General features: G+C 69.9%; 17 protein-coding genes and 1 pseudogene. 5 read left to right on the top strand and 13 right to left on the bottom strand.

Features of this window, described 5'->3' with window-relative positions:
* Positions 1-205 precede the first annotated feature (205 nt).
* The 8 genes from E3O50_RS00635 to E3O50_RS00600 form a co-directional block, all read right to left on the bottom strand.
* A complete protein-coding gene (locus E3O50_RS00635) occupies positions 206-1,141 on the bottom strand; it encodes an SDR family NAD(P)-dependent oxidoreductase (RefSeq protein ID WP_134558113.1) in 936 nt (311 codons plus the stop codon).
* Positions 1,138-1,569: a chorismate mutase gene (locus E3O50_RS00630; protein ID WP_134446217.1), complete on the bottom strand. Its 432-nt coding sequence runs from the start codon at positions 1,567-1,569 to the stop codon at positions 1,138-1,140. Before E3O50_RS00630 ends, E3O50_RS00635 begins: the two co-directional genes overlap by 4 nt.
* Before the next feature lie 104 nt (positions 1,570-1,673).
* Positions 1,674-2,561, bottom strand: a complete 888-nt coding sequence (locus E3O50_RS00625) for a DMT family transporter (protein WP_134558116.1) — start codon at positions 2,559-2,561, stop codon at positions 1,674-1,676.
* 297 nt (positions 2,562-2,858) lie between these two features.
* Complete coding sequence (locus E3O50_RS00620; RefSeq protein WP_134446216.1) at positions 2,859-4,145, bottom strand: adenylosuccinate synthase; 1,287 nt, start codon at positions 4,143-4,145, stop codon at positions 2,859-2,861.
* Positions 4,145-4,639, bottom strand: coding sequence for a DUF3151 domain-containing protein (locus E3O50_RS00615; protein WP_134446215.1), 495 nt, complete (start codon positions 4,637-4,639; stop codon positions 4,145-4,147). Before E3O50_RS00615 ends, E3O50_RS00620 begins: the two co-directional genes overlap by 1 nt.
* Before the next feature lie 138 nt (positions 4,640-4,777).
* Positions 4,778-5,350, bottom strand: coding sequence for a TetR/AcrR family transcriptional regulator (locus tag E3O50_RS00610; protein ID WP_134446214.1), 573 nt, complete (start codon positions 5,348-5,350; stop codon positions 4,778-4,780).
* A gap of 38 nt (positions 5,351-5,388) precedes the next feature.
* A complete protein-coding gene (locus E3O50_RS00605; RefSeq protein WP_134558114.1) occupies positions 5,389-7,521 on the bottom strand; it encodes a YhgE/Pip domain-containing protein in 2,133 nt (710 codons plus the stop codon).
* A complete protein-coding gene (locus E3O50_RS00600) occupies positions 7,522-8,199 on the bottom strand; it encodes an ATP-binding cassette domain-containing protein (RefSeq protein ID WP_134558115.1) in 678 nt (225 codons plus the stop codon).
* 257 nt (positions 8,200-8,456) lie between these two features.
* On the opposite strand from E3O50_RS00600, the gene E3O50_RS00595 reads away from it, so the two are divergent.
* Positions 8,457-9,125 (top strand): hypothetical protein, encoded by a 669-nt coding sequence (locus E3O50_RS00595; RefSeq protein ID WP_174774568.1) that lies wholly within the window; start codon positions 8,457-8,459, stop codon positions 9,123-9,125.
* Between the two features lie 11 nt (positions 9,126-9,136).
* Positions 9,137-11,326: a YhgE/Pip domain-containing protein gene (locus tag E3O50_RS00590; protein WP_241980933.1), complete on the top strand. Its 2,190-nt coding sequence runs from the start codon at positions 9,137-9,139 to the stop codon at positions 11,324-11,326.
* A gap of 17 nt (positions 11,327-11,343) precedes the next feature.
* Here E3O50_RS00590 and E3O50_RS00585 read toward each other — a convergent pair whose 3' ends face one another.
* The 4 genes from E3O50_RS00585 to E3O50_RS00570 form a co-directional block, all read right to left on the bottom strand.
* Positions 11,344-12,468 (bottom strand): Vms1/Ankzf1 family peptidyl-tRNA hydrolase, encoded by a 1,125-nt coding sequence (locus tag E3O50_RS00585; protein ID WP_134446210.1) that lies wholly within the window; start codon positions 12,466-12,468, stop codon positions 11,344-11,346.
* 178 nt (positions 12,469-12,646) lie between these two features.
* Positions 12,647-13,015, bottom strand: a complete 369-nt coding sequence (locus tag E3O50_RS00580; RefSeq protein ID WP_134559075.1) for a DUF4440 domain-containing protein — start codon at positions 13,013-13,015, stop codon at positions 12,647-12,649.
* A 16-nt stretch (positions 13,016-13,031) separates the two neighbouring features.
* The gene (locus E3O50_RS00575; protein WP_166790647.1) at positions 13,032-21,398 is read right to left on the bottom strand and encodes an isopeptide-forming domain-containing fimbrial protein; all 8,367 of its coding nucleotides are present in this window, start codon (positions 21,396-21,398) and stop codon (positions 13,032-13,034) included.
* Between the two features lie 223 nt (positions 21,399-21,621).
* The gene (locus E3O50_RS00570; protein WP_134559077.1) at positions 21,622-22,266 is read right to left on the bottom strand and encodes a TrmH family RNA methyltransferase; all 645 of its coding nucleotides are present in this window, start codon (positions 22,264-22,266) and stop codon (positions 21,622-21,624) included.
* A gap of 99 nt (positions 22,267-22,365) precedes the next feature.
* Here E3O50_RS00570 and E3O50_RS00565 point away from each other — a divergent pair, with 99 nt between their 5' ends.
* Genes E3O50_RS00565 through E3O50_RS00555 form a run of 3 tightly spaced genes read left to right on the top strand, consistent with a single transcriptional unit; the run spans position 22,366 to position 25,181 of the window.
* Positions 22,366-23,628 carry an Nramp family divalent metal transporter gene (locus E3O50_RS00565; protein ID WP_134559071.1) on the top strand — a complete coding sequence of 421 codons (1,263 nt, stop codon included), beginning with the start codon at positions 22,366-22,368 and terminating at the stop codon, positions 23,626-23,628.
* Between the two features lie 10 nt (positions 23,629-23,638).
* Positions 23,639-24,328: a metal-dependent transcriptional regulator gene (locus E3O50_RS00560; protein WP_134559069.1), complete on the top strand. Its 690-nt coding sequence runs from the start codon at positions 23,639-23,641 to the stop codon at positions 24,326-24,328.
* A gap of 52 nt (positions 24,329-24,380) precedes the next feature.
* The gene (locus E3O50_RS00555) at positions 24,381-25,181 is read left to right on the top strand and encodes an HAD-IIA family hydrolase (RefSeq protein WP_134446205.1); all 801 of its coding nucleotides are present in this window, start codon (positions 24,381-24,383) and stop codon (positions 25,179-25,181) included.
* 178 nt (positions 25,182-25,359) lie between these two features.
* Here the strand turns inward: E3O50_RS00555 and E3O50_RS18970 are convergent.
* Positions 25,360-26,789 (bottom strand): annotated as a pseudogene (locus E3O50_RS18970) (hypothetical protein); the annotation flags it as partial.

Genomic DNA, 26,789 nt, shown 5'->3' with positions numbered 1-26,789 from the left:
CACCCCTCCCGCGAGAGCGGAGAAACGGCCCCTTGGTGCGCCCTATGAGGGCACAATTCGTACTCTCGCGGCTGGGCGCCGCACTGACGGGTTCGCGAGAGCGGAGAAATGGCCCCTTAGCCGACCGCGAAGGGGCACAATTCGTACTCTCGCGGCTGGCTGCAGACGGCACGGGTCGTCAGGCGGCAGGGTACAGGCGGGAGGGTCAGAGGGGGAAGGGGAGGGACAGGAGGGACTCGGTGCGGGACCAGAGGTGGGCCGCGACCTGCGGGTCGAGGCTCGTGGTCGTGGGGCGCTGACGAGTAGGCAGGCCGCGGGTCAGGAAACGGGGGCCGTAGTACTCGCCGCCGCGGGCATCCGTGTCGAGGGTCGCGCGCACCGTCGGCCAGGCGCCGCGGTCCTTGCCCTGGGCGCCGATCAGGCCCTGCAGGTTGTCGGCGAAACGCTGCGGCCGGCTCGGCTCGTTGACCCCGCGGATGCCCGGCGTCAGCCCCGACACCGAGTAACCGGGGTGCGCAACGAGGCTCTGCACCCCGCCGGGGCCGCCGAGTCCGGCACGCCGGAGCCGCCGGTCGAGCTCGAAGCCGAACACCTGCATCGCGATCTTCGACTGCGCGTACGCGACCCAGCCGCTGTACCCCGTCTCGAGCTGCAGGTTGTCCAGGCGCGAGGCGACGAGCCGCGTCGCGAGCGAGCCGAGCGCGACGACCCGGCTGCCTGGCGTGCGCAACAGGGCAGGCAGGGTGAGCGCGGTGAGGTGAAAGTGCCCGAGGTAGTTCGTCTCGAGCACGATCTCGTTGCCGGCCGCGCTCGACTCGCGGGTCCGGGGCGGGTGCACGATGCCGGCGTTGAGCACGAGTCCGTCGAGGCGGGGCAGCTCGAGCAGCAGCACGGCGGCCGCGCGCACACTGTCGGCGTCGGCGACGTCGAGGTTGATCGTCGAAACGGATGCCCCGGGTACCCGTCCGCGGATGGCCGCGATCGCGGCATCCGCCTTCACGGGATTGCGGCAGGCCAGCACGACGTGCGCACCGGTCGCGGCGAGTTGTTCGCTTGTGAAATAGCCGAGGCCGGCGTTGGCGCCGGTGACGACGAAGGTCTTGCCGGACTGGTCGGGGAGGTGGCGCGGGTCCCAGCTCACGACGCCGGGCCTGCGGGTTCCGCAGTCGCAGGCGCCGGTGCACCGATCGCCGAATCGGGCATGACCCCGATGGCAGCGCCGGGTGCCTGCCCGTCTCCTACGCCCGGCTGGCCGCCCGCGATCGCCACGTGATGGTGGATGACCTCGGCGACGATGAAGTTGAGGAACTTCTCGGCGAAACCGGGGTCGAGCCTGGCCTCCTCGGCGAGCGCGCGCAGCCGCTGGATCTGTTGCAGCTCCCGCGCGGGGTCTGCGGCGGGGAGACCGTGCCTGGCCTTGAGTCGTCCGACCTGCTGGGTGAACTTGAAGCGCTCAGCGAGCATGTGGATAAGGGCGGCATCGATGTTGTCGATGCTCTGGCGGATGCCGTTCAATTCGTCGATCGCATCCCGCCCCGCACCGGCGGGCAATTCCTCGTGTTCGGCCATGACTGAACGATACCGTGCGCACCCCGGCGCGAAAGCGGGTGAATCGTCGTTATGGCTGCCGCAGACCGACGATTCACCCGCTTTCGCGGGCAGTGGTCACGCGGCTAGGCGAGGGCGCGGCGAGGCAGGGGCAAGCGGATGCGCTTCTGCGCGAGCAGGATGCCGAGCAGCACGAGGAGCGCGCCCAACGGCTCGTTCCAGGACAGCGTCTCGCCGAGCAGCAGCACCCCGAGCACGACGCCGACGACGGGCGTCACGTACGTCACCGTCGACGCGTTCGTCGGGCCCCAGGCGCGGAGCACGTTGATGTTCCAGATGTAGGCGAGCCCGGTGCCGAGGGCGCCGAGAGTGAGCAGGCTCAGGACGATCGCCGGGTTGAGCGACACCGGGTGCCAGGCCAGCACCGGCGTGAGCAGCAGCATGATCGCCCCGCCGAGCCCGATGTTGAGGAACGCGAACGTCGCCCCCGCGATCGGCCGCCCGCTCAGGAACCGGCGGGTGTACCCGAACGTGAAGCCGTAACACACCGCCGCGCCGAGGCAGGCGAGCTGGCCCCAGAGGTCCCCGGTGAGCGCCGCGTAGCGCCACGGCCCGATGATCACGAGCACGCCGGCGATGCCGACGACCACCCCGAGCACCTGCCCGCGCCCGAGCCGTTCGACGCGGAAGGCGAGGGTCGCCATCAGGGCCGTCATGATCGGTGTCACGGCGTTGTAGATGCTCGCGAGGCTCGAGGACACGTACTGCTCGGCCCACGCGAAGAGGAGATGCGGCACGACGCATCCGCTCACCGCGATCACGAGGAAGTGCAGCCACACGGCCGCTTCGCGCGGCAACACGGGGCCGTTGTTCACCCGGGGCCGGGTGATGAGCACGATCAGGCCGAGGGTGAGGCCGCCGAGCACGAGGCGCGACCAGGCGACCTGCCCGAAGCTCACTCCGGCGAGGGCGACCTTCATGAACAGGAAGCTCGAGCCCCAGACGACGCCCATGCCGAGGAACTGCAGCGCGACGACGGCGCGACGAGCAGGCTCGGCGGGAGCGGGTACTGCAGAAGTGGGGGCGTCGCGCGGGGCGGTGCTATCGGTCACCTGCCGACTGTAACGTGTGCGGCCGTCGGCGTCGGCCCCCTCTGAGCGCAACGTCTGGAACCCGCCGGTGAATGGCAGCATCCGCTCGTTCGAAGCGGCGCGCGACGACGTGAGACGACAAGAGACGACAAGAGCGGATGCGCCCCGCGCATCCGCTCTTGTCGGTTCAGACCCTTGCGGCCCGGCTCAGCTCAGCTCTCAGTTGATCAGGTCGTGGCGGGACACGATCGCTTCGCGGCCGGGGCCGACGCCGATCGCGGAGATGCGGGCGCCGCTCATCTTCTCGAGCGCGAGCACGTAGTCCTGGGCGTTCCGCGGCAGCTCCTCGAAGGTGCGGACGCCGGTGATGTCCTCGGTCCAGCCGGGGAAGTCCTCGTAGATGGGCTTCGCGTGGTGGAAGTCGGACTGCGAGACGGGCACCTCGTCGTGGCGGACGCCGTCGACGCTGTACGCGACGCAGACCGGGATGGCGGCGAGGCCGGTGAGCACGTCGAGCTTGGTGAGCACGAAGTCGGTGACCCCGTTGATGCGGGCCGTGTAGCGGGCGACGGGTGCGTCGTACCAGCCGCAGCGGCGCGGGCGGCCGGTCGTGGTGCCGAACTCGAAGCCCTTGGCGCGCAGGAACTCGCCGGATTCATCGAAGAGCTCTGTCGGGAACGGGCCGGCGCCGACGCGGGTCGTGTACGCCTTGACGACGGCGAGGACGCGGTCGATCCGGTTCGGGCCGATGCCGGATCCCGTGACCGCACCGCCGGACGTCGCGTTCGAGGACGTGACGAACGGGTACGTGCCGTGGTCGACATCCAGCATCGTGGCCTGGCCGCCCTCGAAGAGCACGGTCTTGCCCGCAGTGAGCGCCTGGTGCAGGAGCAGCGCGGTGTCTGCGACCATCGGGCGGAGGCGCTCGGCGTAGCTGAGCAGGTCGGTCACGATCTCGTCGACCGAGATCGCGCGACGGTTGTAGACCTTGACGAGCAGGTGGTTCTTCTGGGCGAGGGCGCCCTCGACCTTCTGGCGGAGGATGTTCTCGTCGAAGAGGTCCTGCACGCGGATGCCGACCCGGTTGATCTTGTCGGCATAGGTCGGGCCGATGCCGCGACCGGTCGTGCCGATCTGGCGCTTGCCGAGGAAGCGCTCGGTGACCTTGTCGACCGTGCGGTGGTACTGGGTGATGATGTGCGCGTTGGCGCTCACCTTCAGCCGGGAGACGTCGACGCCGCGGGAGATCAGCGCGTCGAGCTCCTCGAAGAGCACCTCGATGTCGACGACGACGCCGTTCGCGATGATCGGCGTGACGCCGGGGGTCAGGATGCCGGAGGGCAGCAGGTGCAGCGCGTACTTCTCGCCATCGATCACCACGGTGTGCCCGGCGTTGTTGCCGCCGTTGAACTTGACGACGTAGTCGACGCGGCTACCGAGGAGGTCGGTGGCCTTACCCTTGCCCTCGTCGCCCCACTGGGCTCCGACCAAAACGATCGCTGGCATTAGTTCTCTCCTCGGATGAAAAACGCCTCGGTGATCGGGGCCGGGTCATCGGCCCGGTAGCCGTCTGGCGTGATGGTTTCCTGGTCGATGCGCGCGATCGCGGTCGGATCGGCGTCGTTCAGGAAGACGGTGAGGCGGTCGAACTCGTCCTGCTCGTTGATCTCGGCGGCGGAGCGGCGCAACGCATACAGGGCGCGCAGCACCCCGCGGTTGGGCTCGTGGGTCCACGGGATCGGGCCGTGTCCGCGCCAGCCGGCCTTGCGGAGGGCGTCGAGGCCGCGGTGGTAGCCGACGCGGGCGAAGGCATAGGCCTCGATGGTGCGGCCTTCGAGGTGGGCGACATCCGCCAGCACCGCCCAGGCCAGGGAGGACGTCGGGTGCGCGGCGACGAGGGACGGCAACGCGTGGCTTTCGGTACTCCGGAGCGCCGCGATCACCTCCGGTTCCGCGGGAAGGAGGGTCTCGGGCTGGTCGATCAAGTTTTCGCCGGTCACACTCGATCCTAACGCGGTGAGCACTCTGAGCCCCACGGAACCTGCCGCCACCCCCGGGCTGATGCCCGGAAATGTCCCGGTTTCGCCATCGCGTCGCCGCGGCCGGGAGTGCGACCCGGAGTGCGACCGGGTGCGGGATCAGGCGAGCAGGCCGCCCGAGAGCGACTCGAGGATGGCCCCGGAGACCTCGTCGCGGTCGCGGTCGGGATCGAACACCAGCCATTCGAGGCCTGCCATGAGCACGGCGCCGAAGACGCTCGACGCCATCAACCCGCTCGTTCCCGCTGCCGCCGTGGCCGGACGGGCCTCGGCGATCGCCTCCGCGAAGACGGCGAGGGCCTCGTGCCGCAGGGCGAAGAGGGTCTTCTGCCAGGCCCTGTCGGTGCGGAAGATCTCGGCCGCCATGAGCTTGGCGAGTCCCGCGTTCGACTCGATCAGGTCGAGGAGCACCGCGATCAGCGCGACGAGCGCCTCCCGCCCGTGCAGCCCGTCACGCGCCGCCCGGAGGGAGTCGGAGAGCGAGCCGACCCCCTCCTCCAGCAGCGCCTCGAAGAGCTTGTCCTTCGAGCTGAAGTTGTAGTACAGGCTGCCCTTGGCGACGTGAGCGAGCTCGGCAACGTCGTCCATCGTGGTGCCGGTGATCCCGCGGGTGGCGGCCAGCTCCAGCGCGGCGTCCAGGATCGCCCGTTTTGTTCCCGTCGCACGTGGCATAGTCGGTCCCTTCGTCGCACTCGGTTCGGGTCGCAACCCTAGATGGTCAGTTCCGGGTGCAGCCGGGTGATCGTCCACATCCGCTGCCGAGACGCGCTCCAGGCGCTGATCGCGATCGAGCCGACCAGGATGCCTACGAGAACGAGCACGGAAAGCCACAGTCTAGAGTCGATCCCGCCCGTGATGAGCTGCCGCAGCCCGGTGACGACGTAGGAAGCGGGCATCCACGGGTGCAGGATCTGGAAGAACTCCGGCGTCGTCTCGACGGGATAGGTCCCGCCGGAGGAGCTGAGCTGCAGCATGAGCAGCACCAGGCTGATCACGCGGCCTGCCGCCGTGCCGAACAGGATGATGAACATCTGCTGCAGCGCCAGGAACGCGAGCGTTGTGAGGTAGATGAACGCGGACATGCCCAGCCAGTGCGCCGGGGTCAGCCCGATGCCGTAGACGAGCACCAGGACCATGATGATGACCTGGCTCAACCCGATCGCCATGGCCGGCAGGAAACCGGTCATCGTGGCACGCAGGCCCGAGGCGGCGCTGGCGAGCGCGCGGGTCGGCAGGGCACGCAGGATGAGCCAGGTGATGAGTGCACCGACGAAGGTGGCCAGGGCGAGGAAGAAGGGCGCGAAGCCCTCGCCGAAGCTGTCCGAGGCATTCTCCCACCGTTGATTGAGGTCGACGGGGTTCGCGATCACCGCGGCCTTCTCGGAGATCTGCGCGTCGGTGAGGCTGGGCGCGTCCGCGGCTCCGGTCGCGAGGGCATCGGCCAGGGTGTGGCTGCCGTCGGCGAGTTGCACGGTGCCGGACTGCAGGGCGGTGCCGCCCGCGACGAGCTGGCTGCTGCCGTCGACGAGGGTGCCGGTTCCGGCGGCGAGGCTGTCCGCACCGGTGGCGAGCGTGGCCGACCCGGTCGCGGCGGTGGCCGCGCCGGTGGCCAGCTGGCCTGCTCCGGAGGCGAGGGCCGCCGATCCGGAGGCCACCTGCGCCGATCCGGCTGCCACCTGGGCGGCCCCGGGTGCGCCGGCGGTCAGCGCGTCGGAGAGCGTCCCCATGCCGGTGGCGAAGTTTCCGCTCAGCGTCGCGTATCCCGAAACCTGGGTGGCGGCGCCCTGCGTCTTCGTGTTGAGGGTGTCGGCTCCGGTCGCGAGCTTCGTCACGGTCGGCAGGAACGCGGATGCCGGCGTGCCGGCCGGGGCAGCGGCCATGGCCGCCTCCAGTTTCGCGAGGCCGTCGTCGAGGTCCTTCGTCCCGGTTGCGAGTTGTCCGGTTCCCGTCGCGATCGAGGTCGCCCCCGCGGCGAGCTGGTCTGAGGAGTCCGAGAGGGTGGCTGCCCCCGTGGCCGCCGAGGCGAGTCCATCGGACACCTTCTGGGTCCCCGCGGCGACAGTCGACGCGCCGTCGGAGAGCTTCAGCGAGGAAGAGGAGAGCGTTGCCGCGCCCGAGGACAGCGTGCCTATCCCCGCGGCCAGCGTCGACGATCCGTCGGCCACCTGTGCCGCGCCGTCGTCAAGGGTGGACGCGCCGGCGGAGAGGTCGTTCAGCCCGGCGACGAGAGTGCCTGTGCCGGATTCGGCCGTGCTGAGGCCGTCTGCGAGCGTTCCGGCACCGGCCGCGGCGGTGCGGATGCCGTCACCGGCCTTGTTCACGGCCACGAGCATCGTGTTGACGGTCTGGTCCCCGATGTTCAGGGACACGGCGTCCCGCAGCTGGATCATGGCCTGCTTGCCGAGGGTGGAGGCGAGGAAACTGTTGCTGTCGTTGTAGTCGACGAGCACCTCGGCAGCGGTCGGGGTGTCTGTGCCTGCGGAGATCGCATCCGTGGAGAAGTCTGCGGGGATGGTGACGGAGAAGTAGTAGTCGCCGTCGGTCACCCCGGTGGCGGCGTCGGCCGCGCTGGTTTCGACCCAGCCCAGGTCGTGACCGTCGAGGAGCTTGCCGACGAGGTCGTTGCCCGCGGTCACGTCCGTGCCGTCACGGACGGCGCCCGTGTCGGAGTTGACGAGGGCGACCGGGAGCTTGCTGAGGTCCTTGTCCGGCGCCCAGAAGGCCCACAGGTAGAGGGCGCCGTAGATCAGGGGAATGAACATCAACACGACGAGCGCGATCTTGGGCAGGGTGCCCTTGCCGAATCGGCGCAGTTCGGTGCCCGTGGATAGGAAGGCGAACATCTAGCGAATCTCCTGGTTCATGTACTGGACGGTCGGTTCGAGTCCGAGTTCCGCCCACATTTCGTAGTCCGGTGCGATGGCCGAGGCGATCACGGGAGTGCCGGCTGCGACGATCGCGCCGAGCCGGGCCCAGAGCAGGCGGCGTGCCTCCGGGGAGTGCACCTGCTCGACCTGGTCGAAGAACAGCACGCTGGGCCGGCTCATCATGGCCAGCGACGCGCGGAGGAGCACCATCTCGACCTCGTCGAGGTCCCAGATCATCGTGCTCGCGGCCGGAACCGGGATGTCACCGAAGACCGGCGCGCAGATGCGGACGACCTCGGCGTCGTCGACCGCCCGGATGAAGGACCACCAGGGGGCGAGCCAGGCGTGGCGCTCGCGGATGGCCGCCCCGACGGTGACCGACTCTTCGAGGGAGTCGATGCCGTGGAACCCGGACACGCCGGTGCGGCGCTGGACCCGGCGGGCGCGGCGGGGAAGGTCTTCGCCGAGCACCGACAAGGTTCCGGAGGTTGGCCGCATCCGCCCGGCGAGGGTGAGGAGCAGGCTCGTGCGCCCACTGCCGGCCGGGCCGCAGATGACCGTGAGGCCGTCGTCGGCGCTGAAGCTGATCGGCCCGTAGACCAGGCCTCGTTTGTAACTGACAGTCAGTTCGTCCGCTACCAGTGTCGCCTGCACGTCGTTCCTTTCGTGGCGGTACTCGTTTTGTACCGACTAGTCAGTATAGATCCGTCGAACGCCCCGCGCAAGCAGGTCCGGCTTCGTCCACCTCGATCACCCGACGACCCCGCGTCTGACCAGAACTGACTAGTCAGTAAAAATCACGTGCTGGTGAATTAGAGTGGCCTCAGTCCCAGCGCCGCGATGCCTATTCCTTCCCCCCGGAACCCGTGCCGACGTCGTATGGGTTTCCTCTCACCTCCGGAGGCGCTCGCATGCGCGTTAACCTCTCGTCCGTCACCAAGGGCCCGAGAGACTCTGCCCTTCCGTCGACGACCCTGGAATTCAGCAGTGGCGCGGTCGCCTTCGCCCGGGCCGAGACCGAACGCCGTCCCACGGTCCTCGGCCTCATCGCCTCCGGCCGGATGCGCCCGGACAGCGGGACCGTCACGATCGACGGTCACACCGACTACGCCGCAATGCGTCGCCAGATCGCTCTCGTCGACGCCCTCGGCGTCTCGGAGCCCGCCGCGGACGTCATGGTCGAAGACGTCGTCGCCGAAGAGCTCATGTTCGCCGGCCTCCGTCGCAAGTCCACCCAGCACCTGCTCGCCGGGCTCGGCCTCGCCGACCGGGCGCGGAGCGACATGGGCGACCTCGCGCCCGACGACCGCATCCGATTGTTGACCGAACTGGCCGTGCTGCGCGACGGCGTGCTGGGGCTTGTGCTCACCTCTCCCGACCGCCACGGCGGCGATCCGCTCGGCTGGTGGGACATCGCCGGTGGACTGGCGGCGCGTGGCTATGCGGTGCTCGTCATCGCCGGCGACGCCTCGGCGCACGCCATCGCTGACCTCGAGCTCGCCAACCTGGAGCCGGACGGCATGCTGCCCGCCGGACTCACCCGCTTCCCCGTCACCATCCCCGGAGCCGATGTCCTGTGAAAGTTTTCGCCATGATTCGCGCCGAACTGGCGCGACTGACCGCAACCGTGATGTCCCGGGTCGCCCTCGCCGCCCTGCTGCTCGTGCCCGTGCTCTACGGCGGCCTGTACCTGTGGGCCAACCAGGACCCGTATGCGGGTCTCGACCGCGTGCCGGTCGCCCTCGTCGTCGCCGACACGGGGACGGTCATCGACGATGTGAGCCACAACTACGGCGACGACATCGCAACGCAGCTCACCGACGCCGGAGCCTTCCAATGGCACCGTGTCTCCGCGGCCACGGCCGCGGCCGGCGTCGCCGACGCGAGCTATGACTTCAGCGTGACCATTCCGGCCGACTTCTCCGAGGGCATCGCATCCTCGGCCACGTCGACACCGCGGAAGTCGGTGATCACCCTCACCACGAACGACACGAACAGCTATCTCGCTTCGACGATCGGCGGCCAGGCCGCGACGAAGATCCGGGAGGCCATCGTCTCGAAGGTCAATGAGGAAGCGGCCGACCGGCTCCTGATCGGCTTGTCCGACGTGCGCTCGAGCCTCGTCACGGCCGCGGACGGCGCGACCAAGCTGACGGATGGCGCGACGACCGCATCCGACGGGAGCGCAAGCCTCGCAACCGGTGCCGCCCAGCTCTCCAGCGGCGTGGGCGTGCTCGCCTCCGGCCTCGGCCAGCTCGCGACCGGAACGAGCCAGCTCTCGAGCGGGGCAACGAGCCTTGCCACCGGGACTGCGACGCTCGCGACCGGCGCCAGCCAGGTGTCTGCAGGGGCGACGAAGGTCTCCGGCGGCGCTGCAGACCTCGCGGCCGGAACGAAGAAGCTTGCCGACGGGACAGTCCCGCTCTCCACAGGAGCGGCCTCCGTGTCGGCAGGGACCAAGGCGCTGCTTGAGAAGGGCGTGCCTGCCCTTTCCGCGGCTACTGGCGATGCAGTCACGACACTTAACGCGACGACGACGACAGCTCTCGAATCGAGTCTGACCGCTATCAGGACACAGCTGACGTCGGCCAATCTCAGCACCGCCGATGTTGACGCTGCGCTCCTCCAGTTGACAACCGTCACTACCGGTATGAAGACCGCCAGCGCGCAGGCAGCCGGAGTCCAGGCCGGCCTCGACGGCCTCATCACGAAGGACGGAAAGCTCACGGCCCTCAACGCGGGTGCGGGTGGCGTCGCCACCGGCGCGGCAACCGTCGCTGCCGGCGCCGCCGCCGCCGCAACCGGTGCGGCAACCCTCGCCGCCGGCGCCGCGCAGACGGCCGCCGGTGCAAGCAACGTCGCGAGCGGCGCGACCGACGCCGCTACAGGGGCCGCAACGCTTGCGGCCGGGGCCGGAACGGTCAACGACGGTGCAGCATCCGCCGCCACCGGCGCGAGTACCGCGGCGACCGGCGCCGAAAGCATTGCGACCGGCGCGACGAGCCTCAACAGCGGGCTCGTCACCCTGCAGTCCGGCGCGGGCGTACTGCGCGACGGCCTCGCGAACGGGGTGACGAGCATCCCGAATTCGGACGCCCAGACCCGCACCCTGCAGGGCTCGACGATCGCCGACCCGGTGTCGCTCACGACCGCTGCCGTCACCTCCGCCGGGACCTACGGCGCCGGCATGGCCCCGTTCTTCGCAAGCCTCGCCGGCTGGATCGGCATCTACGCGCTGTTCCTGATCGTGAAACCGGTGTCACGCAGGGCGATCACGGCCCTGCACTCCCCGCTCAAGATCACCCTCGCCGGCTGGCTCACCCCCGGCCTCCTCGGCCTCGTGCAGATGGCGGCGCTGTTCGGCATCCTCGCCGGAATCCTGCACTTCGAGGTGCACAACCCGGTCGGCACCTACGGGATGATGGGGCTCGCCGCCCTCGCGTTCGCGGCGATCATCCTCGCGCTCAACGTGTGGCTCGGCAGCGTCGGCCAGTTCGTCGGCCTCGTGCTCATGGTGATCCAGCTCGTCACCGCCGGCGGGACCTTCCCGTGGCAGACCCTGCCGGCGCCGCTCGCCTGGCTGCACCACGTGGTGCCGATGAGTTACGCGGTCGACGGCATCCGCCAGTTGATGTACGGCGGCAACCCGGCCACGGCCTGGGCGGATGCCGGGGTGCTGCTCCTCTGGGTCGTCGGCGGCCTCGTGCTGGCCGCGGTCGGGGTGACCCGGATGACGCACTTCCGCACCCTGCGCGACCTGCGCCCCAGCCTGATCGGCTGACCGGCTGACCGGCCGGCTCAGTGGGTCGAGAGGGTCGACCAGCGGAGCAGCGCGGCGGCCCCGCTCCCGCCGGGCAGCTCCCCCGGCGACACCACGACCACGCGCGCGTCGGTGAGCAACGCGGCACGGACGAGCGCGTCTGCGGCAGGCACGGCTCCGAGAACGGCCGCGCCGAGGGCATCCGCTTCGGTCGACGCCACCCAGGGCTCACGGTCGAGCGCGAGCAGGGTCGCCTCGGGCAGCGCTCCCGAAGCGAGCAGCAGCACCTCGACCTGGCCCTGCTGCAGCTCACGCACGACGGCGGCGAAGTCGGCTTCGGCGAGGCCTTCGTCGCGCCCGGTGTCGAGACGTTCGAGGGCGTCGTACTCGTCCTGGGCGAGGATCGCGGCAAGGTGCCGGTCGAGGTCGGCTTCGAGCTCAACGGTCGTTGCGCCGCCGGGGCGGGTGTTCGTCGGCACCACGGCGAGGATGTCCCTGCTCGCGGGGGCGAGCTGGGCGACCAGCAGTTGCCGCGCGCGCACGTCCCCGGTGAGCATCAGGAGCTCCGCACCGCTCGTGCGCACCATTTCGTCGATCGCGTCGGCGATCTGGCCCTCGTTGCGCTTCCAGATCTCCTCGGTGTCGCGCTGGTACCGCGAGTTGGACAGGAATCCTCCCTGCACCTTGGTGATGTACTCGGTGTCGCCCTCGATCTCCTCCTCGGCGACCGCGCCGGTGCGGCTGAGCCGGAACTGCCGGATCTCGCCGCCGTCGCGCCCGACCTCGGCGATGATGTAGGTCAGGTCGCGCGGACGCTGGATGAGCAGCGGCAGCAGGCACGGCACCGGCCCGTGCGAGACGATCAGCTCGCCGAGCGGTTCACCGGGCAACAGCTCGTCGAGTTCGATGAGGCCGTCCCGCACCACGAGCAGCCGACTCACCTTGCCCGGCCTGCCGGGCGGTTCCTCGATCCGGTCGATCACGACGTCGGCGTCGGCCTCGGGGGCACCGGCATCGGCCAGTGCCTCGCGCACGGAGCGATGGCGCAGGCTCGAGGTGCGTCTCGGATCCTCACGATCCTGGGTGACGTCGACGTAAACGGTGGATGCGCTTCCGGGCCGGCGGTAAAGCTCCGCGAGGCCCTCGTTTCCAAAGTCAGCCATTGACCCGGGTCCCTTCTCGCTACCCGGGTTCCCCACATGCGGGAACCCTGTCTCGTCACGGTAGACCCGCCCCCGTGTACCCACAAGACACCCGGCATCCGCTCGCGAAAGCGGGTGAATCGTCGGTCTGGGCAGGCGGAACCGACGATTCACCCGCTTTCGCGGACGGACTTCGGGGCTAGACGGGGCTTTGCTGGTGCAGGGCCACGCACCAGCCGCCGTTCTGGAACACGTAGGTGGTCGCGGCGGACGTCTCGACGGTTTCGTCGCCGCGGCGGGTGACGAGCCGGTAGACGAGGATGCCCGCGCGATCGTTGATCCGGATCACGGCGGGGTCGTGCAGCTCGTAGCTGTCGAGCGGTGCGAGGGCCTCGAAGAACGCGGCCACCGCGTCCCTGGCGACCACGTTCCCCGGGAGCACCAACAGGGCATCGCGCGTCATTGTGCGCCAGTAGTAGTCCCCGGCGCGGCGGGCAAGGATCGCGTCCCAGCCCTCGTGCTCTTCGTGCAGCAGGCGGGCGGGCAGATCGTCAGTGATCGCAGTCATACTGCAACGCTAGCCCCTATTCGGCACGCTGGGCGCGGCGTCGGCGACTCGTGAGGACGAGCGCGGCACCGAGCAGGAGAGCGAGGAGGGCGAGCAGGGCGAGGAGCTCAACCGGAAGGTCGATTCCGGTGTGCGCGAGGGCCTTCAGAACGGTCGCGGAGTCGCTCGCCTGGGCCGCCGGGGCGGCCGGGTCGGCGTAGAGGCTGTGCGCGGTGACCGTGTTGACCACGGTCGGGAACGCAGTGGCCAGCACGGACACCGTGATCGTGACCGTGCGGGTCGCCCCGACGGCCAGCGCGCCGGCGAAGGTGCACGTGACCAGCGCCGCGTCGGACCCAGCGGCGCAGGTCACGGCGTCGCCGTGGCCGGAGACGTAGCTGAGCCCGGCCGGGAGCACGTCGACCACGGTGAATCCACCCGGGTCTGCCGTGGCTCCGGTGTTCGTGACCGCGACGAGGTAGTCCAGGTTCGATCCGATGATGGCCTGCCCGGTGTGGTGCTTCGTCACGGCGAGACTCACCAGCGGGGCGACGACGAGCGGATCGGTCGCCGAGTTGTTTGCCGGGTCCGGGTCGGGGGTGACCGCGGTGACGGCGGCGGCGTTCGTGACCGTCGGGAACGACCGTGCGTCGACGAGGGCGTTCAGGACGAGGGTCGGCGCGTCCGCGCCGGGGGCGACGGGCGTCGCGAGGGCGCACGAGACATCCGTCGAGCCGACGGGGGTCGACGCCGCAGCCGAGCACGACCACGCCGGGTCACTACCCGCGCTGTCGACCCAGGTGAGCCCGACCGGGAGGGTGTCGACCACCCGGACCCCGACGGCGCTGGACGGTCCCGCGTTGGAGACAGTGAGGGTGAAGGGGGTCGGAGCGCCGATCGCGCCTGAGCCGAAGTGGGTCTTCACGAGGGACAGGTCGGCGCTGCGGGCGAAGAGCACCCGCACGGGGCTCGGGTTGTTGACGAGCGTGGACTCCGTTGTCGGTGTCGCGGCGATCGCGGGGTTGTCGAGCGTGACGGCACCGAGAGTCGGGTCAGTGCTCACCGTGATCGAGAGCGCGGTCGCCGTGCCGCCGGCGGCGAGGCCGGTGCTGCCGTCACCGAGGGTGCAGGTGACGACCTGCGGGGCGCTGGCGGCAACGGCACTCGCGACACAGGTCCAGCCCACCGTGTTCGAACGGAACCGGAGCCCGGCCGGCAGGGTGTCGGTGATCGTGATCGGACCGATGGCGTCCGAGGTGCCGACGTTACGCAGCGCGAAGTCGAAGACGACGTCAGCGCCCGCGAGGGGGGTCGCCGTCGCGGTCGACTGGTTCAGCTCGAGGTCGGCGATCGCGACAACGGTCACGGGCACGGTGTCGGTGTCGGTGCGGGCGGATGAGCGGCTGTCGGTCCAGCCGACGGTCGCGGTGTTGACCGCGCGGGTGCCGTCAGGCACCGCTGCGGCAACGGATGCCGTGACACTGATCACGGAGTTCGTCACGCCGAGCTGGGCGCGGGTGCAGCTGAGGCTGGCCAGGACGCAGGTCCAGCCGGCACCGCTGATCGCGGTGGCGGTGAAACCGGCCGGCAGAGTGTCGGCGACCGTGAGCGCATCCGCGGTCGACGGACCGGCGTTGGTGACCGTCAGGGCGTAGCCGATGCTGCCACCGGCGGTGACGGTGCGAGCGGACGGCACGATCGTCTTGACGATCGTGACGTCGGCGTGCGTGGTCACGTCGGTCGGGTCGCTCGCGGTGTTGGGGTGCGCGTTCGGCGTTGGCTCGTCGAGGACCCCGGTCACGTCCGCGACGTTGGTGAAGCCGGCGGGCCCGGCGTTCGCCGGGATGCCGACGGTCACGGAGACGACGCCTGCCGTGGCTCCCACGGGAAGGATGCTCGTGCTCGTGCACGTCACATCCTGTCCGACGGGTGCAGCGCAGGTCCAGTCGGCGCCACCGTCCGCGCCCTGGGCGACCAGCCCTGCCGGGATGTGGTCGGTCACGACGGTGCCTGCCGGGGCGTCCGACGGACCGTAGTTGGTCACCGAGAGGGAGTACGTCAGGTCGGTGCCTGCCGTCACGGCGCCGGCGGGGTGGGTCTTGGTGATTCCCAGATCGGCCTTGCCGATCAGTCCCGTGTTCGTGTTGTCGCTCGCGTCGGGGGCGTTGTCTGCTCCTGCGGTCGCGGTGTTGACGACGGAACCGGTGAGGCCGCTCGGCACCGCGACCACGACGTCGACGGTCTGGGTGGCCCCGGCGCCGGGCTTCAGGGTGCCCGTGAGGACGCACCCGATGGTCGAGGGAGTGGTGCTGGTCTCGGTGCAGGTCCAGGCGCCGGGGGTACCGGCCGTGAGCCGCACGAAGGTCAGGCCGTTGGGCAGCGCGTCAGCGATCCGCACGTTACGGGCGTCGGCGCGGCCGGTGTTCGCGACGACGAAGCGGTAGGTCGCATCCGTTCCGGGCACGAGCTGGGCATCCTGCAGGGTCTTCGCGATCGAGAGCGTTGTTGCGCTCCCGACCGGGGTCGTCGGTGCGGAGCTGTTATTGGCCGGGTTCGGGTCGGGCGTCGTCCCGGTGACGGCAACCGTGTTGGTGAGGCTGCCGGTGAAGTCGGAGTCGATCGTGGCGGTCACGGTCAGGCGCGAGGTCGCGGAGAGCGCGAGGCCGCCCGCGGAGACACAGCTCACCGGGGTCGCTGCGGTGGTGCAGGTCCAGCCGGTTCCCGTGACCGAGACGGCGGAGAGGTGCCCGGGCAGGGTGTCGGTCACGGTGATCGGTCCGACAGAGGTCGACGGACCCGCGTTGGTGACGTCGATGGTCCAGGTCGCCGTGTCGCCGGCGGCGAAGACGCCACTGGCGAGCTTCGTGATGCCGAGGTCGGCGCTCGTGGTCACCGTGTTCGTCGCGCTCGCGGTGTTGTTGCCGAGGAGCGGGTCGAAGGTTCGGGCGGAGACGGTGGCGGAGTTGACGACGGCCGTGCCATTCGGCACACCGGATCCGGCGAGCATGGCGACCGTGATCGCCGGGAATGCGGCGTTTGCGGCGAGGGTTTCGTTCGCGTTGACACGTTCACAGCTGAAGGCGCCGGTCACGGCGTTCGGAACCGTGCAGCTCCAGCCGGTGCCGGTCGCCCCCGTGACGGTGATGCCGGTGGGCAAGGGCTGGGTGGGGGTGTCCGTGACCGTGAAGTTGTGTCCGGCGACGGCCCCGACCGCAGTGTCCGGTCCGGTGTTGCTGACGGTGATGCTGAAGGCATCCGGCGTGCTGCGCCCGGCGACGAGGGCCGAGCCGGCCGTCTTGGCCAGGGTGACGTCGGCCGCATCGATGTGCGCGTCAGCGGTCACCGGGCTCGCCGCGTACGGGGCGGGGCCGGCGTGACCGGTCGCACCGGTGGCATCCGTCGCGGAGGCCGAGAGGGTGTTGGTGTGGCGGATGCCCGCCCCGGCTCCCGGAGTGACGGTTGCCGCAGCGGTCGGCTGCGCGCTGTAGCGGATGCTGATGACGGTTCCGGGGGCCACGGCCGTGAACGCGGGCCAGGCCAGGGTCTGCACTCCGCTCGCGGTGGTCACCGTCGGGTCGCCGAGGGGCCCGGCCGCGCCGCTCCCGATCGAGACCGTGCCTGAACCGGCGAGGTACACCCAGTTCGCGGGAAGGACATCCGTCGGGGTGACGGTCGCCGCGGTGCCCGCTCCGGTGTTCGTGAGCGTCAGCGTCCAGCCGAACGGGGTGTTCACGTATGCGGTCGCACCGTTGGTCGCGGTCTTGGCGAGGTCAATGTGCGGGAAGCGCGGGGTGACCGCCGCCGTCGCCGTCGGCGGGTTGGCCGTGTAGACCCGGCCGCCAGCCGCCAGGGAGGCGTAGCTCGTCACGCTCACGCTGTTCACGATCGCGCTGCCGGTGAGGCTCGGTGACGCGGCCAGCCTGGCGTCGAAGGTCAGGGTGACGGACGCGTTCTTGGCGATGGTCGGCATCGTCCAGGTGATGGTCGTGCCGGAGAGCACACCATTGCCGGAGATATTCGTCACGCTCGCAGGGTCGATCCCGGCGGGAAGGGTGTCGACGATGGTCACGGCGAACGCGTCGGACGTCGTTGCTGTGTTCGCGTTGGTCGCGGTGACGGTGTACGTGAAGGCCTGGCCGGGTTCCGGAGTGGCGTTGGAGACGGTCTTGGCGATTCTGAGCACCGGTTCGAGCACGGTGACGCCCGCGGATCCGGCCGGGCCGGTGCGGTCGAAGCCCGCTGCGGCATTGGCCGGATCGGACTTGGCCGTGTCGTTCCAGCGCGGAGCGGCCGTGTTGGTCAGCAACGTTCCCGCGGTGTTGGCGGGCGCCGTGGTGACGGTGCCGGTGACCGAGACGGTGACGGTGCGGTCCTCGGTCGCAGCGACGACGTCCCCGAGGAGCCAGCCGATCTTCTGGCCGGACGGGGCGAGGGTGAACCCGGGGCCCTTGGGCAGCGTGGCGATGCAGTCGACGGCGGTGGCGGTGCGGCAGGCGACCGTGGCGGAGCCTGCGTTCGCGGTCACGCCGGCTGGCAGGGTGTCGATGATGGATGCGTTGTAGAAGTTGACGTTCTTGGGCAGGGTGACGGTGATCGTGTATGCGACCGCGCCGCCGACCGCAACGGCATTCGGGGTGGCCGTCTTGACCGTCGTGGCGCCTTCGACCGTGACGACGGCCGACGCGGCGGCAGAGACGACGCGCTCGACGAGGGCGTTGTTCGCCCCGTTGCTGCTCAGGGTCGAGCCGGTAACGCTCGCCGTGTTGGTGTACGTGACGAGCCCGGCGGAGTTGGGTGCGACCCGTGCCGAATAGGTGAGCACGGTGGTGGCGGGGGCCAGGAGTGCACCGGTGCCGGGGAGCACCCAGCCGAGCCTGGTGGTTCCGGTGGCGCACCCGTTGGTGCCGTCCCCGGGCACGCTCGTCGTCGTCGGCGAAGCGGCAGGGGAGAGGAAGGCAGTCAGGGTCAGTCCCGCGGGCAGGCAGTCGACGACGATGGAGTCGTAGGCTGCGGGGCGGCCGGCGGTGTTGCCGGCAGTGAGAGTGAAGGTCACGATGTCATTGCCCTGGGCGGTGGGCTTGTCGACGATCTTGGCGAGGGTCGGCAGTGGAGTCACGACCGTGATGGCCTTGGCCGCCGTGCGCGGGGTCACCGCGGTCCCGCCGAGGGTGGCGTTGCTCGCGAAGGTCGCGGTGTTGGTGAGCGTTCCGGAGGCCAGACCGACGCCGACGAGCACGCCGGGCAGCGTCACCGTGAAGACCTGGTCCACGGCGGTGGTGTTGTCGAAGGTTGCAGGGAAGGTCAGGGCGCCGTTCGTCGGGTCGAATGAGCCGCCGGCCGGCACGCTCGACACTGTCGCGACGGTTCCGACCGGAATGGTCAGTCCGGCCGGGAGCGCGTCGGAGAGCTTTCCGTTGTACACGGTCGTATGAGCAGGCACCGTGACGGAGAAGGTGTAGTCGACGAGCTCCCCCGCGACGGCCTGGTTGGCGGTGTTGCCGGTCGCCACGATCCGGGACACGCCGGTCTTGGCCACGGCGGCGTCGGCGAGGCGGATCTGCGCGGTGCTGTTGGCCGGGAGCGCATTCCCGTCGGTGTCATGGGCAGGGTTCAACGAGCCCTTCGGGAAGTAGACCGTGTCGCCGCCCGCGGTGTTCGGCGAGGTGAAGGCGACAACGGATGCCGTATTCGGGAATACCGTCGACACGCTCACGCCGGTGGGAACCGTCACCGCATAGCTGAGCCGGGTAGCTGCCGATCCTGGGGCGAGTGGACCCGGAACGGTCCAGACGATGACGCTGCGAGCGTTGGCCGGCACGGCATTTGTGGTCGGGTAGCCGGAATCACCGGGATTCAGACAGCTGCCGGCGGGTGTGATCGACGCGACGATCCACGTGGTGCAGGTGTAGCCGGCGGGGAGGGCGTCCCAGACCTGTACGGCAGCGACCGGCACATCGGTGCCAGCGGCGGCCGTTCCGGTGTTCGCGACGTCGAGGGCGTACGTCACGACGTCGCCCTCTTTGACCTTGACGTCTGTTGCCGGCGCGGCCGGGGCTGCACCGTTGACGGCGGAGATCTTCTTGGCGAGGGAGACGGTGGGGGCAGGGGCGATCGCGTAGTCGACCTGGTCACGGAGTGCGAGCACGGCCCCTGCCGTGGATTCCTGGCGGTACTTCATCAGGTTCGCGGTGATGTCGACGACGGCGGTCGGCGACGTCGACGTGACGATGGCGCTCACGAAGAGGGTCAGGGTTGCGCCCTTGGCGACGTAAAGGTCGGTCGATCCGTTGTCCGGCGTGCCGAGGTTCCAGGCGGCGGGCAGGGTGCCTGCCGGGGTTGCCGACTCTGTGCCGGTTGCGGGGGTCACGGCGACGGTGCTTCCTGACGCGGGCGCGAAGCCGTCGAAGCTCGTTCCGACCGGGGTGAAGTCGGTGATGCGGGCGTTGCGGGTGCGGGTTGAGCTTGCGAACGCCACGGTCAGCTGGAAGCAGACCTTGTCGCCGAGGTGGTAGGTCGGCACCTGGGTGTCTGTGTAGTTGGGCGCGTTGACCGCGGCGGCGCAGTCAACGGCGGTGCCACCGGCGGCCGGGCGGGGAAGCACCTTCTTGGTGATGGTCGGGCTGGATGACGCGAGGCCGGCCGACGAGTCGTCTGTGACCGGCGTGCTGCCGAGGCCGGCGGTGACGTCGGTTGTCGTGCCGGTGATCCCGACGGTGTTGAGGAAGCTGTCTCCCGCGACGGTCGGCCCGCTTTGGCTGTCTCCGGCGTAGGTCGAAGACATCAGGGCGTCGTAGCCGATCGTGCGACTCGTGTTCACCGGGAGGCTCGTCGGGTTCGGCGTGAGCACGACCGTGAAACTGCCGTCGGCGTTGGCGACGACGCTGTTGACGGTGGCGCCCGTCACCGTGCCGCCTCCGGTGCAGCCGGCCGGCAGCTGACCGGCCCGCGGACCGGTCACCACGACGGAAGCGGGCATGATCGGGCAGAGCCCGTTGGGAACGACGTCGGTGATCGTCATCGCGGAATCGGTGGTGTACTCACTCGATCGAAGCAGCAGGGTGAAGTGCGCGATGCCGTCGGCCACGAAGTCCGAGGAGTCCACGGATTTGACGATCGACAGGTCAATGGCTTTGACGGTCACGGAGTCGCTCGAGGTTGCGGCAGCATCCGCGGGAGTGGCGACGGGGCCGGTGTATGTGCCGGTGGCGACTGCGGTGTTCGTGAGGCCCTGGCCGGCGGCGGCTGGCGCCTCCTGGCGAGTCGATGCCCCGGTGTTGTTGTCCAGGTTGGCCGCCTGCAGGCGCGCGGCGGCGTTGGGCACCTGGCCGGCGGGCCACATCGTGTTGGCCTTCAGCGGGATCGCGGCCGAATAGGTGATGGTGCGGGTGGACCCGGCCGTGAGGGTGCCGAGGTTCCAGGTGACCTTCGTGAAGACCTGGCCGAGGAAGCCTGCTCGGTCGTTGACCGTTTCGACGAGCGCGGGAGTCGCGCAGGAGGGACCGCCGGTGGAGGAGCCGAGCGGGCCGCTGCCCGGGTATTCCTCTGTGCCTGCCGCACTGTTGTCGACACTGCCGCAACCGAGGAATTCGAGGCCGGCCGGGAGGTAGTCGACGAGCACGACGCCGGTCGTGGCGGCGACCCCGGTGTTCTTGGTGGTGATTGTGTAGACGGTGGCCTGGTCCTGTGCGCCGCGCATGAGTTCATGCTCGGGGCTCGGTTCGGTCTTGGTGACCTTGAGGGCGGCGACCTTCGTGGAAACGGGAGTGACGGCATCCGTGAATGCGAAGCTGCCTGCGACGACGACGCCGGTTGTCGGCGTGAACTTGGCGAGCAGTCGAGGGTCGGTCTGGCCGTAGACGGCGGCATTGCCGGGGATGGGAGATCCGACCAGGAAGACGGAGGGGTCTGGCGTGATCCCGAAGGTGAGGCCGGTGGTGCTTCCGTGCACGAGGTCGGCGATGTTCGGCCAGATCAGCACCTGGTGGGTGACCGCCGGCGGCCCCACGACGTCGGTGATCGTCACGATCGTCGGGTCAGGGAGGGCCGGGCCGCTTGCCCCTGCGGTACTGCCGGGGACATAGCTCGCTCCGGCGGGCAGCTGGTACCGGAATGCGAGGTTGTAGTAGTCCGTTGTGCCGCCGGCAGGAGCCGTCGCGGTGAGACTCACGGTCGCGTTTTCGCCCGCGAGGATGGTCGGCGTGCTGCTGGCCGTGAGGGTGACGATCCCGGCAGCGGTCGCCGGGGCGACAATGGCGCCGACGGTCAGGCCGACGGCGACGAGCAGGCCGGCCAGGACGCTGGCCGTGATCCGCATGTGCGCCCGGGCCGGGGCGAGGAAACCGTGGTCGAAGAGGATCTGACGCTTTTTGTGGCGCGGCACGATGGCAGGGCGGAAAAGCGGCATGACGGGTACTCCAGGGTAAGCAATGCGAGCAGCGAAGTTTCGGCGTACGCGGGGCATTTCGGGTGCCCGGGTACGCAGAAGCGTCCCTGTTGAGTACGTTTCCTAGAAGCTACCGGTTGCGCATCGCGCCGGTCAATCCCTCGGACGACCCCAGTGCGCGGCGGAGCCCACCCCAGAACGGGGCGGCACCGGTTCCGGCTCCGGCTCCGGCTCCGTGAGCGGGCTACTTGAAGCGGTGCTGAAGCACCCAGTCGTGCATTGCGACGGCGGCGGCAGCAGAGGCGTTGATCGAGCGCGTCGATCCGAACTGGCTGATCTCGAGCACGGCATCCGCCGCGGCGATCGCCTCGTCGGAGAGGCCGGGGCCTTCCTGGCCGAACAGGAGCACGCAGCGCTCCGGGATCGCGAAGGTTTCGATCAGCACGCTGCCGGGCACGTTGTCGATCGCGATGATCGGCAGGCCCTCGTGCGCCGCCCAGAGCACGAACGTGGCGACATCCGCGTGATGCAGCACGTGCTGGTACCGGTCTGTGACCATGGCACCGCGCTTGTTCCAGCGCTTGCGCCCGATGATGTGCACGGTGTCCGCGCCGAAGGCGTTGGCGCTCCGCACGATCGAGCCGATGTTCATGTCGTGCTGCCAGTTCTCGATCGCGACGTGGAAGGGGTGGCGCTTCTCATCGAGATCGGCGACGATCGCGGCCATCGACCAGTACCGGTACCGGTCGATCACGTTGCGGGTGTCACCGTGCTCGAGGAGCTCGGGGTCATAGAACGCCTCCTCCGGCAACTCGCCCTGCCACGGCCCGACCCCGTTCGTCGACAGCTCCACGGTCGGTGCGGCGGTCGGTACGGAAGCGGGGAGCAGCGGTTCAGTCACCGCTCCACCGTATCCCGCGCAGCACCTGCCCCCGCCCCGCGCGCGCGCTCGTGCCCAGGGCAGGGCGAGCGCGCGTATGATTTCGGTATGCCTAAAAATGCTGGCGGCACGGTAGCGGATGCGGCGCGGACGCCGGCAGCACCCGCCCGGCTGGCGATGTTGCTCGGTCCCGCCATGGTCGCCGGCGTTGCCTACCTGGATCCGGGCAACGTGGCGAGCAATATGACCGCGGGCGCCCGGTTCGGGTACCTGCTGGTCTGGGTGGTGCTCTCGGGCAACCTGATGGCGTGGCTGATCCAGTACCTCTCCGCGAAGCTCGGGATCGTGACCGGGCAGAGCCTGCCGGAGATCCTCGGCAGCCGGTTCAAGCATCCGTTTCTGCGGCGGTTGTACTGGCTGCAGGCGGAGCTCGTCGCGATGGCGACCGACCTCGCGGAGATCATCGGCGGTGCGGTTGCGCTCTACCTGCTGTTCGGGCTGCCGCTGCTGCTCGGTGGCGTGATCACGGGCACGGTCTCGATGCTCGTGCTGACCGCGCAGGCCCGGCGTGGGGCACAGAGCTTCGAGCGGATCATCGTCGCAATGCTGTGCGTGATCACGATCGGGTTCACCGCCGGGGTGTTCTTCGCCCCGCCGGACCCTGCGAGCGTGCTCGCCGGCCTCGTGCCGCGGTTCGAGGGCAGCAACTCGGTGCTGCTCGCGGCGTCGATCCTCGGTGCGACGATCATGCCGCACGCGATCTACGCGCACTCCGCCCTCGCCCGCGACCGGTTTCCCGGTGCCCACGACCGGCCGACCACGCACCGCCTGCTCTGGGCCACCCGCTGGGATGTGACCCTCGCGATGATCCTCGCCGGCACCGTCAACGTGGCCCTGCTCGTCGTCGCCGCCTCTGCGCTGCAGGGCATTCCGGGAACCGACTCGCTTCCGGGCGCGTATGACGCCCTGAAGTCGAGCCTCGGGCCGATCGTCGCGACGGTGTTCGCGATCGGCCTGCTCGCATCCGGGCTCGCCTCGACCTCCGTCGGCGCGTACGCCGGTGCCGAGATCATGCACGGGCTGCTGCAGCTGCGCTTGCCGCTGCTCGTCCGTCGCCTCGTCACGCTGATCCCGGCGCTCATCATCCTCGGCCTCGGCCTCAACCCGACCGAGGCCCTCGTGCTGAGCCAGGTCGCGCTCTCCTTCGGGATCCCGTTCGCGCTGATCCCGCTGGTCTGGCTGACCTCGCGGCGGAGCCTGCTCGGCGAATACACCAACCGCTGGTTCACGACGCTGGCCGGGATCATCACCGCCATCCTGCTGGTCACGCTCAACGTCGTCCTGCTCGTGCTGATCTTCACCGGAGCATAGGGAGCGGCTCATGAAACACAACGGCACGAGCACCCCGGCGTCTGAGGACTACCTCAAGACCATCTATGCGCACACCGAGTGGCAGCCGGAACCGATCACCCCGTCGGCTCTTGCAGCCCGGCTCGGGATCGCTCCCTCCTCGGTCACGGAGATGGTGAAGAAGCTCGCGGCCGCCGGCCTCATCACGCACGTGCCGTACGGGCCTCTCTCCCTCACCCCCGTCGGGCTGCTGCGCGCGAGCGCGGTCGTGCGACGGCACCGCCTCATCGAGACCTGGCTCGTGCGCGAGATGGGCTACGACTGGGATGAGGTGCACGACGAGGCCGAGATCCTCGAACACTCCCTCTCGGACCGGCTGCTCGACGCCATCGACGAACGCCTCGGCCGGCCGGCGGTCGACCCGCATGGCGACGCGATCCCCGCGGCTGACGGCTCCGTCACCGCGCGCGCCGGGCTCGTCGCGGCCGAAGCCGGCCCCGGCCTCGTCGGCGTCGTCCTGCGGATCAGCGACCGGGATCCCGTCGTGCTCCGAGGCCTCGCACGCGACGGCATCGGGCCGGGAACCGTGCTCGCGCTGCTGGGACCGGGCGTCGTGCGACTGCTGAACGGCAGCATCCGCCACCTGACCAATGCGGAGGCCGCGTCGATCTGGCTCGATGCGGAGCCCACCGACGAGCCCCGCGCGGAATCGAAGCGATGACACCGACCAAACCCCGGAACGCTACTCTGGAGGGGAACCCGAGGAGCGCCGAATGACACGCCGTGACGAGATCGAATGCTGGCTCACCGACATGGACGGGGTGCTGGTCCACGAGAACAGCCCGCTGCCCGGGGCCGCCGAGCTTCTGCAGCAATGGAGCGACGCGGGAACGCCGTTCCTCGTGCTGACCAACAACTCCATCTTCACGCCGCGTGACCTGAGCGCCCGGCTGCGCGCCTCAGGACTCAACGTGCCAGAGGAGCGCATCTGGACCTCGGCCCTCGCGACCGCCGACTTCCTGAAGAGCCAGATGCCCGGCGGAACGGCCTTCGTGATCGGAGAGGTCGGCCTGACGACGGCCCTGCACGAGGCCGGGTTCATCATGACGGAGACGAACCCCGACTACGTCGTCGTGGGCGAGACCCGCAACTACTCCTTCGAGGCCATCACCAAGGCCATCCGCCTGCTGCTCGCCGGTGCGCGCTTCATCGCGACGAACCCGGATGCGACGGGGCCGAGCGCGGACGGTCCGATGCCCGCGACGGGCGCCATCGCCGCTCTCATCTCGAAGGCGACCGGCATGGAGCCGTACGTCGTCGGCAAGCCGAACCCGATGATGTTCCGCTCGGCGATGAACAAGATCGGCGCGCACTCGGAAAACACCGCGATGATCGGCGACCGGATGGACACCGACATCGTCGCCGGTATCGAGGCCGGCTTGTACACGCTGCTCGTGATGACCGGGATCAGCGACGAGGCCGAGGTCAGCCGTTACCCGTTCCGCCCGGACGAGATCATCTCCGGCGTCGACAAGCTCGTGTCCCTCGAACCCGTCGAGTCCGACGAGATCTAGCCCACCAGCGTCACCCCGCGTCGCCCATCCGGTTGGCGCGTTCCGAATTCAGGAGTTGAGCGCGTCCCCACCCGAACAGGGCGGATGCGCGGCACTGGTCTGGGGCCCTGCTTCGGCACGCAGGGCTCGACTCCTGGATTCGGCACAGCGACGAACGAGGAGCCGGGAGTTCCTGCGGCTAAGCGGTCGGGCCGGGGCCGGCGAGGCTCCCGGTGATGCCGTCGCCGGAGGACCGGCTCACGAAGCAGAAGTACTGGTGCGGGGCGTCTGCCCACTGCTCGGCGGTGATCGGGTAGCTGCCCTGAACCTGCACATCGGGATACGCCGCCGCAGCGGTGAGGTCGATCACGCCGGGCGCGCTGCAGAGCAGGTTGATCTGCGCAGCAAGCGCCGCCTCGCCGGGGAACGGCGTGGTCGCGTCCCCGGGGAACAGACCGCGATAGACGAGCTGCGCCTGGTGCGGGGTCGCGCAGTCGGCGACCGTGAAGGTCTCCTCCCACGGGGAGACGTAGGGCTGCAGGCATTCGCCGCCGAACAGGGTCTGCCAGGCGTGCACGCCGACCGACTGCGCGGCGGTGGGCGCCGGGGTCGGCGTGGGGGTCGGCGTCGGGGTGGGGGTCGGCGTCTCCGAGGCTGTGGCCGCGACGGTCGAGACCGGGGAGCCCACGAGGCGCTGGCCGAGCAGGAAGAGGCCGACGAGAACCACGAGGACAAGCAGGCCGACCGCGGTCCAGATCAGGGGTTTCGGCAACCCGCTGTGCCCGGCGGATGCCCCGCCGGGGCCATGCCCTGAACCACCGTTCCCGGAGCCGCCCGAACCGGAGCCGCCGTTCCCGGAGCCCCCGTTCCCGGAGCCGCCCGAACCGGAGCCGCCGTTCCCGGAGCCCCCGTTCCCGGAGCCGCCGACGGTGGGACCATTCGTTCCGGGCCTCTTCGGTCCGGAACCAGGTGTCGCCTCTGAACCGTTTGTCCCTGATCCGCCCGTGCCTGCCGCGGCTGTTCCTGGGTCGCCGGGGGGCGTTCCCTTCGAGCGACGCGAAAAGAAGCCGGCAGCGGAGGCTGCGGGGGCGGGCGCATTCGCGACGCCCGGTGCAGCGAGAACCGTCGTCGGGGCAGCGGCCGTTGCGCCGGCGGCGGCGTCTCCGTCGGTGTCGGTGTCGGTGTCGGCGGCGGGCTGGAACAGTGCATCGAACGCGCTCAGCGCCCCCGCCGTCTCGCCGCCGACGACAGCCGGAGGGTCGGCCGGATGCCCGACAGAATCGGCGAGCGGAGCCTGAGGAGTGAAAACCTCGGTGTGGGCGAGTCCGGAATCGGCCCACGGGTCGCTCTCGACCGGGAAGGGAACGATCGGAGCCGGGAGCAGCGGCAGCGCCGCAGCCGGAGCCGCACTCGCTGACGCGACAGACGCCGCGGCAACCGCGGCGGCAGCACTCGCGGCGGCGGCCTCGAACACGGCGCGCTCGGCGGCGGCCTCGGTCTCGATCTCAGCTCGGGCCGCGGATGCGACGGCGTCCGCACGCTCGGCGGCAGCTTCGGCAGCAGCATGCTCTGCGGCGGCGGCGGCGGCGGCGGCAGCTCGCGATGCGGCTTCGACTTCGGCGGCACGCT

The organism is Cryobacterium sp. MDB1-18-1 (genome assembly GCF_004402735.1).
GTDB classification, from domain to species: Bacteria; Actinomycetota; Actinomycetes; order Actinomycetales; family Microbacteriaceae; genus Cryobacterium; species Cryobacterium glucosi.
Note: the sequence above shows the minus strand (reverse complement) of the source record. Positions and strands in the feature narration are given on the sequence as shown.

Coding starts and splice junctions, on each gene's coding strand:
- E3O50_RS00625 (WP_134558116.1), bottom strand. CDS start 2,561: ATGGGCGTCGTCTGGGGCTCGAGCTTCCTGTTCATGAAGGTCGCCCTC.
- E3O50_RS00585 (WP_134446210.1), bottom strand. CDS start 12,468: ATGGCTGACTTTGGAAACGAGGGCCTCGCGGAGCTTTACCGCCGGCCC.
- E3O50_RS00590 (WP_241980933.1), top strand. CDS start 9,137: ATGATTCGCGCCGAACTGGCGCGACTGACCGCAACCGTGATGTCCCGG.
- E3O50_RS00620 (WP_134446216.1), bottom strand. CDS start 4,145: ATGCCAGCGATCGTTTTGGTCGGAGCCCAGTGGGGCGACGAGGGCAAG.
- E3O50_RS00555 (WP_134446205.1), top strand. CDS start 24,381: ATGACACGCCGTGACGAGATCGAATGCTGGCTCACCGACATGGACGGG.
- E3O50_RS00610 (WP_134446214.1), bottom strand. CDS start 5,350: ATGCCACGTGCGACGGGAACAAAACGGGCGATCCTGGACGCCGCGCTG.
- E3O50_RS00560 (WP_134559069.1), top strand. CDS start 23,639: ATGAAACACAACGGCACGAGCACCCCGGCGTCTGAGGACTACCTCAAG.
- E3O50_RS00575 (WP_166790647.1), bottom strand. CDS start 21,398: ATGCCGCTTTTCCGCCCTGCCATCGTGCCGCGCCACAAAAAGCGTCAG.
- E3O50_RS00565 (WP_134559071.1), top strand. CDS start 22,366: ATGCCTAAAAATGCTGGCGGCACGGTAGCGGATGCGGCGCGGACGCCG.
- E3O50_RS00630 (WP_134446217.1), bottom strand. CDS start 1,569: ATGGCCGAACACGAGGAATTGCCCGCCGGTGCGGGGCGGGATGCGATC.
- E3O50_RS00595 (WP_174774568.1), top strand. CDS start 8,457: ATGCGCGTTAACCTCTCGTCCGTCACCAAGGGCCCGAGAGACTCTGCC.
- E3O50_RS00580 (WP_134559075.1), bottom strand. CDS start 13,015: ATGACTGCGATCACTGACGATCTGCCCGCCCGCCTGCTGCACGAAGAG.
- E3O50_RS00605 (WP_134558114.1), bottom strand. CDS start 7,521: ATGTTCGCCTTCCTATCCACGGGCACCGAACTGCGCCGATTCGGCAAG.